At 60.0% G+C, this 9,216-nt stretch carries 6 protein-coding genes; 2 read left to right on the top strand and 4 right to left on the bottom strand.

The window, feature by feature from the left end; all coding sequences use genetic code 11:
* Positions 1-181 precede the first annotated feature (181 nt).
* Both C493_RS19545 and C493_RS19550 read left to right on the top strand, forming a co-directional pair.
* Positions 182-961 carry an SIR2 family NAD-dependent protein deacylase gene (locus tag C493_RS19545; RefSeq protein WP_007261226.1) on the top strand — a complete coding sequence of 260 codons (780 nt, stop codon included), beginning with the start codon at positions 182-184 and terminating at the stop codon, positions 959-961.
* Positions 962-1,212: 251 nt separating this feature from the next.
* On the top strand, positions 1,213-2,583 hold the full coding sequence (locus C493_RS19550) for a cytosine permease (protein ID WP_083912460.1): 1,371 nt from the start codon (positions 1,213-1,215) through the stop codon (positions 2,581-2,583).
* A gap of 448 nt (positions 2,584-3,031) precedes the next feature.
* On the opposite strand, the gene atzF is transcribed toward C493_RS19550, so the two are convergent.
* The 4 genes from atzF to C493_RS23160 form a co-directional block, all read right to left on the bottom strand.
* Entirely contained in the window at positions 3,032-4,402 is a 1,371-nt protein-coding gene (gene atzF, locus C493_RS19560) for an allophanate hydrolase (protein WP_161606920.1), read from the bottom strand.
* 9 nt (positions 4,403-4,411) lie between these two features.
* The gene (locus C493_RS19565; protein ID WP_206537601.1) at positions 4,412-5,341 is read right to left on the bottom strand and encodes a cysteine hydrolase family protein; all 930 of its coding nucleotides are present in this window, start codon (positions 5,339-5,341) and stop codon (positions 4,412-4,414) included.
* Positions 5,342-5,693: 352 nt separating this feature from the next.
* On the bottom strand, positions 5,694-8,144 hold the full coding sequence (locus C493_RS19575) for a PAS domain-containing sensor histidine kinase (RefSeq protein ID WP_007261231.1): 2,451 nt from the start codon (positions 8,142-8,144) through the stop codon (positions 5,694-5,696).
* Between the two features lie 395 nt (positions 8,145-8,539).
* Entirely contained in the window at positions 8,540-8,845 is a 306-nt protein-coding gene (locus C493_RS23160; protein ID WP_007261232.1) for an amphi-Trp domain-containing protein, read from the bottom strand.
* Between the last annotated feature and the right edge of the window lie 371 nt (positions 8,846-9,216).

Raw genomic sequence — 9,216 nt, forward strand, 5'->3', positions numbered from 1 at the left:
GGCACAACCGCCGCCCGGGTCGCGGGTGCGCCGGAACTGACGGACAGTAACCCGTCTGAGACGATCGACGGGTCTCGATGACGAGTGTGGTCGCCTCGAGCACTATGGTTCGATTATCCGCCGACCGCGTCGATCAGGTTTCCTGCGATTATCATTTGTATCTGTGACCCGAGTCACCGATATGGACGATCTCGAGTCATTCGCCGACGAGATCCGCAGTGCAGAGACCGTCGTCGCCTTCACCGGCGCGGGGATCTCCGCCCCCTCGGGCGTCCCCACCTTCCGCGGCGACGACGGCGTCTGGGAGAAATTCGACGAGGGCCAGTTCACCTACGGTCGGTTCCAGCGCGACCCCGAAGCGTTCTGGGACGATCGCGTCGGCCTCCAGCGGGAGATGTTCGACGGGACGTACGAACCCAACGCGGCCCACGAGGCGCTGGCCGAACTGGGACGGACCGACCACCTCGAGGCGATCCTCACGCAAAACACGGACGGACTGCACGGAGACGCCGTCGACGCGGTCGTCGGCGCCGACGACCCGGAGCCGGCGATCCTCGAACTCCACGGCAACTCTCAGCGCGTCCGGTGTACCGGCTGCGGGACGCGCAGGGACGGCGATCCGATCTTCGAGCGCGCGGCGAACGGCGATCTCCCGCCGACCTGCGACTGCGGTGGCGTCTACAAACCCGACGTCGTTCTCTTCGGCGAGCAACTTCCCGGTGCGGTCATCCAGCGCGCCCGCACGCTCGCCCGAGAGAGCGACGTATTCATCGCGATCGGCTCTTCGCTCGTCGTCCAGCCCGCAGCGTCGCTCCCGCGACAGGCGGCATCCTCCGGCGCTACTGTGGCGATCGTCAACCTCGAGTCGACGCCCGTCGACGGTGCGGCCGACGTGATCCGTCGCGAAGACGTGACCGACGTGTTGCCGCAGCTGGTTGAACTCGTGACGGACAGCGCATAACGCAGCGCCGCACCCGACGGTTCGGAGCCATCGCGACGGCCGAGACGAATCACACACTGATCTGTCTGATTCACACATCCGCGGTACTCGATTGTAAACCCATTTCAAATAACACGGCCACACTGTGATCTATACGGAGACAATGACCACATTCGTTTGATCCTAATAGCTATCCTTACTGTGCCAACTCCTGGAGGGTTCCTTAGGATATACTGACCAACTGTTAAGTATATCTGTGCTCTCGACCAATTATGACGAAGTATGATGGAGCAATAGGGAAGGTTTCGCACAAATTGCGCGAATTTTTCAAACATGATCCAGACCAAGACGAATGGGCGGAGCGGCGCGTGCCGGGTTCCGAGCGACTTGGTGTTTGGGAGCCAGCGACCGTCTGGATCGGATTCGCCATTGCGTTTTCAATCGCGTTTATCGGGAGTCAGATCTACTTCGGCCTCGGAATGCCCGAAGCGTTGTACGCGATCGTGATCGGAAACGTCTTCCTCGCGATCTATTCGTCACTGATCGCCGTCGCCTCGGTAGACGGCGGCTTGAACTTCCCGCTTCAAATGAAGGAGGCGTTCGGGAAGAAGGGAGCACTACTACCGATCGCTGTTGTCGGACTCCTCGTCAACGGGTGGTACGCCTTTCAAGCGTGGTTGGCGGCCGACGTTATTCGCGCCGCGTGGGATCCGAGCTGGTATCTCCTCGTCGTCGGAGTCGTGATACTCTTCGGACTGCCATCGCTGATCGGCGTCGGTGCGATGTCGGACGTCGTCGAGAAATTAGTCATTCCGATCATGGTGTTGTTCGCCGCATACATTCTATTCGCACAGGTGATCCCCGCGGGAACGAGTATTCTCAGTCAACCGGCCCCCGGTGAATCGATTCCGTTCTTCGTCGGCGTCGGTCTCACTTGGGGGACTTTCGCGGTGAGTGGGACGGCAACGGGAGATATCGTGCGATTCGCCGAAGATTCGAAACAAGCGGTCCTCGCGACGATAATCGCCTTCCTCATCTGCAACACGAGTATGATGGTTCTCGGTGCGCTCAGCGCCGCTGCGCTCAACAGTCTGGATCCGTACTTCGGAATGATCGGGCTACTCGGATCCATTCCCGTCGTGGCGGTCGCCGTTGTGAGCCTCTGGTCGACCTGTGACGCCTGCCACTACAACGCGACGATGAGTTACACGAACCTCTCGTCGATCATCTCGTGGCGGATTGCCGGCGTAATCGGGATCCTCGCGGCGCTGATCACGGCGACGACGGAGGTCATTTCCAACCTCGAGAACTGGCTCAATCTGATTAGCATCCTCGTGCCGCCGATCGGTGGCATCATCATCGCCGATTACTTCCTGCTTCGCCGCGGCTTCGGCTACGCCGAGACCCGCGTCGCAAACTACAACTGGGCGGCGATCACCTCGTTCGCCGTTGCCGTCGGCGTCAACTACTACGCCTACGTCACTTATCCGCAACTGCTGCCGGGGTTAGCCGGATTGCTCCTGTGTCTCGTCGCCTATCCGGTTAGCGTGAAAGTCGGCGTGGCTGTCCTCGGAAGAACGCAGATGGGCTCGACGTTCGAGCCTCACAACAGCGTCACCGAGACGGGACCGGCAGACGACTGACGGTCGCGGTCTTTTTTAGTGCAGTACCAACGGGGATCTCAAGCGAACAGTCGTGCGGTTGTGACAGTGAGAGTAAAATGGTGGAGAGATCAGCCGCCAGAAACCGGACCAATGCGCTAAATTCGCTGGGTGAGAGGATAACGTCCGCATCGAACGAGTTAGCCGTTCAAATCGTCGCTGATCGTCGAGACAGCGTTCACTCCTTCGCCAATCAGATCGCCTTCGGGTTCAACGCTGCTTTTCTGTCCTTCGGAGATCGTGACTTCCGTTCCGCCGTACTTCCGAGACGCTTTCGGACGCCCTGTGGAGAGGGGGGCGACTCGTCCGCTCGAGTTCACTGTTACTATCTTCTCCTTCGAGAAGAACAACGACCGAAATTGTGGTCGGATCGACGATACCTCCGATACTCAGACTGGAAAATCGGGTTCCCAACTACTGATAGATCGTCTTAGTTCGATGAGGACGGTATCGGTTCCGCCGTCGCTCGGGTCGAGCCGGCGGTCTCACTTCGAATCGCCGCGCCGATGGATGCGATTCGGGCGTCTTCGAACGCCTCCCCGACGACCGTTACGCCGAACGACGGTCCGTCCTCGAACGAGCGAGTTGGAACTGCAACGGCCGAGAGATCGAGGAGGTTCACGAAATTCGTATAATAGCCGAGGTTCGAGTTCAGCTCGACCGGGTTCGACTGAACTGCGTCGATCGTGTAAGTGGTTCCCGCCGTCGGAACAACCAGCGCATCGATTCCAGCGAGGACCTGCTCGGCTTCTCGTCGAAGCGTCTTGAGCTGGTCGAACGCTTCGAAGGTATCGACGGCGGAGTACGCGTCTCCACCGCGGATGATGTCGGCGACGGTCGGATTCACTTCGTCAGGATGGGCCTCGATAAACTCGCCGACGGCCGATAATCGGTCCGCGACCCACGGACCACCGTAGAGCAGTTCGGCAGTTTTTCGGAAGGGCGTGAAGTCAACCGTCGTTAGCTCCCCGAACCGCAGTTCCACTTCCTCGATCGTGTCGTCGAACAGCTGTGCAGCCTCCTCATCGCCGAAAAACTCCAGTTCGTCTGTGGTTGGAACGCCGATCGTGATACTGGAGAGTTCGGTCTTCGATGGTTCGAGATCGTCGGCCGAGCGACGTGAATACGGATCATCGGAGTCGAACCCGGCGGCGACGCCTTCGACGCGAAGCGCGTCGTCGGTCGTCCAAGCGAAGATAGACACACAGTCCAGGTCGGCACAGGCCGGGACGACACCACGAGTACTGAGCACCCCGCGCGTCGGTTTCAGTCCGACGAGTCCGTTGAACGCCGCGGGGATGCGTCCCGAACCGGCAGTGTCTGTGCCAAGCGCGAACGCGACATGCTCCCGTGCCACCGCCACCGCAGAGCCGCTGGAAGACCCGCCAGAGATGTACGCGTCGTTGTGTACGTTCCGACACTCTCCGTACGGGCTTCGCGTCCCGACGAGACCCGTGGCGAACTGATCCATGTTCGTCTTGCCGATCAGAATCGCACCGGCATCGATCAGCCGGTCGACAACGGTGGCATGAGCCGCCGGTTCGTACGCGTAGGCCGGACAGCCGGCAGTCGTCGGGAGGCCCGTATAATCGATATTATCTTTCACGGCGAAGGGGATTCCGTAGAGAGGGTTCTCTGCGAGGTCAACATCGCCGAGTTCGGCTACCTCCGCCAGGACGTCGGCTCGATCACGAGTCGCGATCCACGCGTTCGTATCGTCCGTTTCGATCCGATCGAACGCGTCTTGGACGAGGTCTTCGGGGGTTCGCTCACCGGCTTCGTAAGCGTCGAGTAGTTCCATTACCTCCATCTACGCGACACCCGATTCGACGGCTTCGATAAACCGCTCGGAGTCCGATACCCAGCCGAAGACGCCGCCTTGCATCTTTATCTGCTTGATCGCGGCCTCGCGGTTTCCGTCGTCCGTCGCGCCCGTAGCGTCTTTCAACAGGAGACACCAGTAACCACGATCGTTCGCTTCCCGCATGATGGTATGGACGCAAACGTCGGTCGTGATTCCGGCGATCACGAGGTGGGTCGTACCGAGCCGTTCGAGAACCAGCCCGATGTTCGTGTTCGCGAACGCCCCTTTCGTCGGTTTATCGATGACGGGTTCACCGGGCTCGGGAGCGAGTTCATCGATAATGTCCCAGTTTTCGTGTTCGCGTGTCAGAAGCGGTCCGACCCCGCCAGCCGGTGTTTCCCCGATTCCGTCTCCATCTCCGGCCATCTTGCTTCGAAGTAGTTTGTTGAAAGGAGCATCCGAGAGATCCTGTTTGTGCCCCTCCCGGGTATGAACGACATCGATATCGGTTCGACGAACCGCCTCGAGGACGTTACTGATCGGTTGAACGGCTCGCTGCGTCCGTGAAAGATCGTATCCCATCGCGTCGACGTAGCCGTTTTCACCACAGAAGTCCCGTTGCATATCGATGGAGAGAAACGCAGTGCGACCGGAGTCAAACTCCACCATCGCCGTTTCTCCGAAGTCGGGACAGTCCTCGACCGGAACTCGGAACAGATCGCCTTTCGGAGCTCCATACAGCCATTCGGGGAACTCAATTACTCCTGTCTCTTCGTATTTCTCGTACGTTTCTTGAACTCTTTTGAGATAGTTATCTCTCGCGTCTTTTTCAGCAAATTCCTTGCTTTCCCCGGAAGTGCTTTGCTTCATTGTCCTATGACAGACCAGTTTGGAGAAATTGTTTAAACTTCCGTCTAACCAATGTGGGGGTATCAAAATAATTTATATCTATATATGTCTAAATAACTCCGATATGACTTCAATATCTGAAGTGCAGTGCGCGAAGAATTTCCGACGGTGGTACCGATGGCGAACGCCAGATCGACGACCGAGCGCGGTGCGTTGATGACGTCAACACGATCGGATCTATCGGTGGCAGTAGCGATCTCATTCCCCCCGAGCCTCGAGTCGACGTCCGTCGATAGCGCCGCCGCCGTGATTCGTTGCGAGGACGCGACCGACGGGTGTCGCGGCTCGCGGAATTCGTGGCGGAGGCCGAACACGATCGACACCCGTCCGGCGCACGTTGTCGAACGGACGTCCTGCCTCTTCGTTGGTGACGAGCGGCTCACACACCGTCTGCATCTGCGAGTGGCAGCGTAAACGAGAACGTCGCTCCCTCGCCAGGTTCGGAGTCGACCCAGATCTCGCCGCCGACGGACTCACTCCGCGAGCCTGCCGAGTGCGAACTCGCTTCGCTCGCTCGAACGCTGTGGCGCTCGACGATGCGTTTACAGAGCGCGAGGCCGATTCCCGCTCCCGAGTGCTCGTCGGTGGCGTGCAGGCGCTGGAACACCTCGAAGACGCGCTCTCTATCGTCCGCGTCGATACCGATCCCCTCGTCGGAGACCGAGACGATCGCCTCCGGGCCGTCCCGAACGGCTGAAACGTCCACTCGGGGCGGATCGTCGCCACTGTACTCGATCGCGTTCGACAGCAGGTTCTGGAACACCTGGCGTAATTGTTCTGGATCTCCCTCGACGCGAGGCAGTGACTCGGACTCGATCTCGGCGTCGCTTTCCTCGATCGCTAGCTGGAGATCAGCGCGGACGTCCGCGAGCACGGCGTCCAGATCGACCGGCTCGAAGGGATCGCCGCGCGTTTCGACCCGTGAATACTCGAGCAATCCCTCGATCATCTCGCGCATGCGGTCGGCGCCGTCGACGGCGAATGCGATGAACTCCTCGGCGTCCTCGTCGAGTTCGTCCGCATAGCGATGCTCGAGCAACTGGAGGTAGCTCGCGACCATCCGTAACGGTTCCTGGAGGTCGTGTGACGCGGCGTACGCGAACTGTTCGAGACGCTCGTTTGATTTTTCGAGCCGGCGCTCGAACTGCTTGCGCTCGGTGATATCGGTCAGCGCACCGCGGAACGTCACCGGATCTCCGTCGTCGTCGTACTCGACGTGACCGCGTGCAACGACCCACCGGAGGTCGTCATCGTCGTTCCACACGCGGTATTCTTCTTCGTACTGCTCTCCCGATTCGATGGCGTCCTCGATCCGTTGTTCGACCCGCTCGCGATCGTCGCCGTGAATCGCCGAGACGAAGCGGTCGAACGAGACGCCCTCCGCGGCCGCGTCGGGATCGATCCCGAACTTCTTGGCGAACGACGTACCCGTAACCAGCCGATCGTCGGGAATGTGCCACTCCCAGGTCCCGACAGCGCCGGCTTCGGTCGCCGCCTCCAGCCGCTCTTTTGCGTCCTCGAGATAGCGCTCGCGTTCGACCCGTTCGGTCACGTCGTTCGCCGCGCCCAGCCAGCGGGTGATTTCGCCGTCCTCATCCAGAAGCGGCGTCGCACGCGAGACGATCCAGGCTACCGTCCCGTCCTCACGAACGACCCGGTGTTCCAACTCGAAGCTACGTTTCGTACGAACGGCGTCGTCGATGGTTTCTCGAACGCGCGGCCGGTCTTCGGGCGGAACGTGTTTTTCAATCCACGACGGACCGCGTTCGTCAGTATCCGCGAGGAAATCCGCCCCTTCTAAACTCCGTAGCTCGCTCCAGTCCGCGTTCGTACTGAACACCGCATCCGACGTGGTGGTAACCAGCGCGCGAAAGCGCTCTTCGCTCTCGCGCAGCTGTTCGTACGCTTCTTGCGTTGCCTGCTGGAGTAACTCCTGTCCGCGCAACACGATGTCCGATGCGAGCTGTGAATCCGCCGCGTCGGGATCCTGAAGCAACTCTCGCTCCCCGTCCGCCCGAAGCTCCTCGACGACCGGGGTGATGTCCTCGACGCTGTGGACGATGTAGTCGATTTCGCCCGCCCCGTCGAACACCGGCGAGTTGATCGGGCTCCACCAGCGCTCCTCGAATTCGTCGCCGTCCGACTCGCGATCGGGGATCGGATAGTGGGTCACCGGCATGACGTCGGCCTCTCCGGTCGCCGCTACGCTCTCGAGCGACTCGCGCAGATTTTCGACGCCATCGGCCGGATCGTCGGGGTTGTTCGGAAAGATTTCGAACAACGTCTTCCCCAGCATCTCCGACCGTTCGGTCATCGTCGCCTCCAGATAGGCATCGCTCACGGCCACGATTTCGTAGTCCTCGGGCTGTACGATGAGGTAGTTGCCGGGAACGTTCTCGAACAGCCGGCGAAAGGTCGCTTCAGTGGTTTCCGCCTCCGGCCGTTTGCACTCGCTGACGTCGCGAACGGTTCCGATCGTTCCCTGTACGGTATCGTCCACCTCGAGCACGCTTACCCGCACTTCACAGCGAAGGTGGTCCCCTTCGGTAGTTTCCAGAGTGAGATCGAGCACCTCGTTTGGGTCGTCGGAATTCGCCCGGAGGCGATCGACGGCTCGTTCGATCCTCACACTGTCCCCGCCGAAGAGCACGGACACGTGCTCGCCGAGCAGGTCTTCGCGCGCGTACCCGGTCATCTCGACGATATCGTCGTTGACCGCGACGAGGCGACCCTCGGTGTCGAGTCGATAGATTCCATCGTCGAGCGCGTTGAGAAGGGTACGATAGTGCTGGAGAGCCTCGGTCTCGTCTGCATCGTTCCAACACGTCATTTCGGAGGTTCCAGCCCGGTTACCCATATACACGGTAGAGACCGGCGACGCTGATAAGTTCCATGCTCAGGCCGCATCACCACCCGGCAATGTGGAACGAACAGTGCACTTCGATGACCGTGTTGACACATCGTCCTGACCTCGTTTCGTGGTCCCCGAGACCCGTTCGAGGCACTGTTCGCGCTGATTTCGGGAGCCGATGCTGGCGAGTGTTTGAGGCGGTCAGTGGGTGCCGGTAAGGAGCGGTCGTCCCTCGAGAGGGATCGTTGTCTCGTCGAGGCTGCTCAGTTCTCCCGCTGACGTGCGCACTGTCTCCTCGTGAGCAGTCGAAGTGATGCGTCTGCCTATAGCACGATGAATCGAATCACCCGCAAGAGTAGCGTTTCTCGATGCAGTTAGTTCACTGTTCCAGCACCGACATCGTCGGTATCGGCATCGAAATCACTGGTCTGAACGTCGCCGATCCACTCGAGTTCAAGCTCCAGTTCGATCTCGTCGCCGTCGTCGTCGTTCGCTTCACGCTCGAGTTCGACTTCGTACTCGAGGTTGCCGACCGGCGGTTCGATAGTTACGTTCTCGCCGTCGATCGCGATTGACACCGGATCGCCGGCCTCGAGGCTATTGGCAACCGCCCGCAGCGAGGCGGCAACGTCTGACGGGGAGCGGTCGAACTCGCTGTCGATGAGATCGTCGTCGGACATCAACAGGGAATACATCGTCACATCGAAAATAGATCTGCCTTGCGTTGACAGTGTGATAGGTACCGTGCGGGCTACGACCCAGTACGGTCTCTCTTCGCAGCGGTGTCTCCGTCGCCGGTAGCATGCCGCTGTGCAGTGGTGACGGAGACAACGAGCTGTCTTCGAGTCGGACACCACCTTCGACAGCGTACACTCAACCCGAGGAGCCTGAACCAACGCAGCAGTAGCGAACCCCTCGGGGACTCGCAACGACTCCACGCGGTAACCTGTACGCATTTGTGGCGTTGACATCCTCCTCCGCGTGAACACGGAGGAATCCTGAGCGTTGGAGATTTTAGGTTTACAGCTCCACCGAGCATCCAACCAGTACG

The sequence above is a fragment of the Natronolimnohabitans innermongolicus JCM 12255 genome (assembly GCF_000337215.1).
Classification (GTDB): Archaea; Halobacteriota; Halobacteria; order Halobacteriales; family Natrialbaceae; genus Natronolimnohabitans; species Natronolimnohabitans innermongolicus.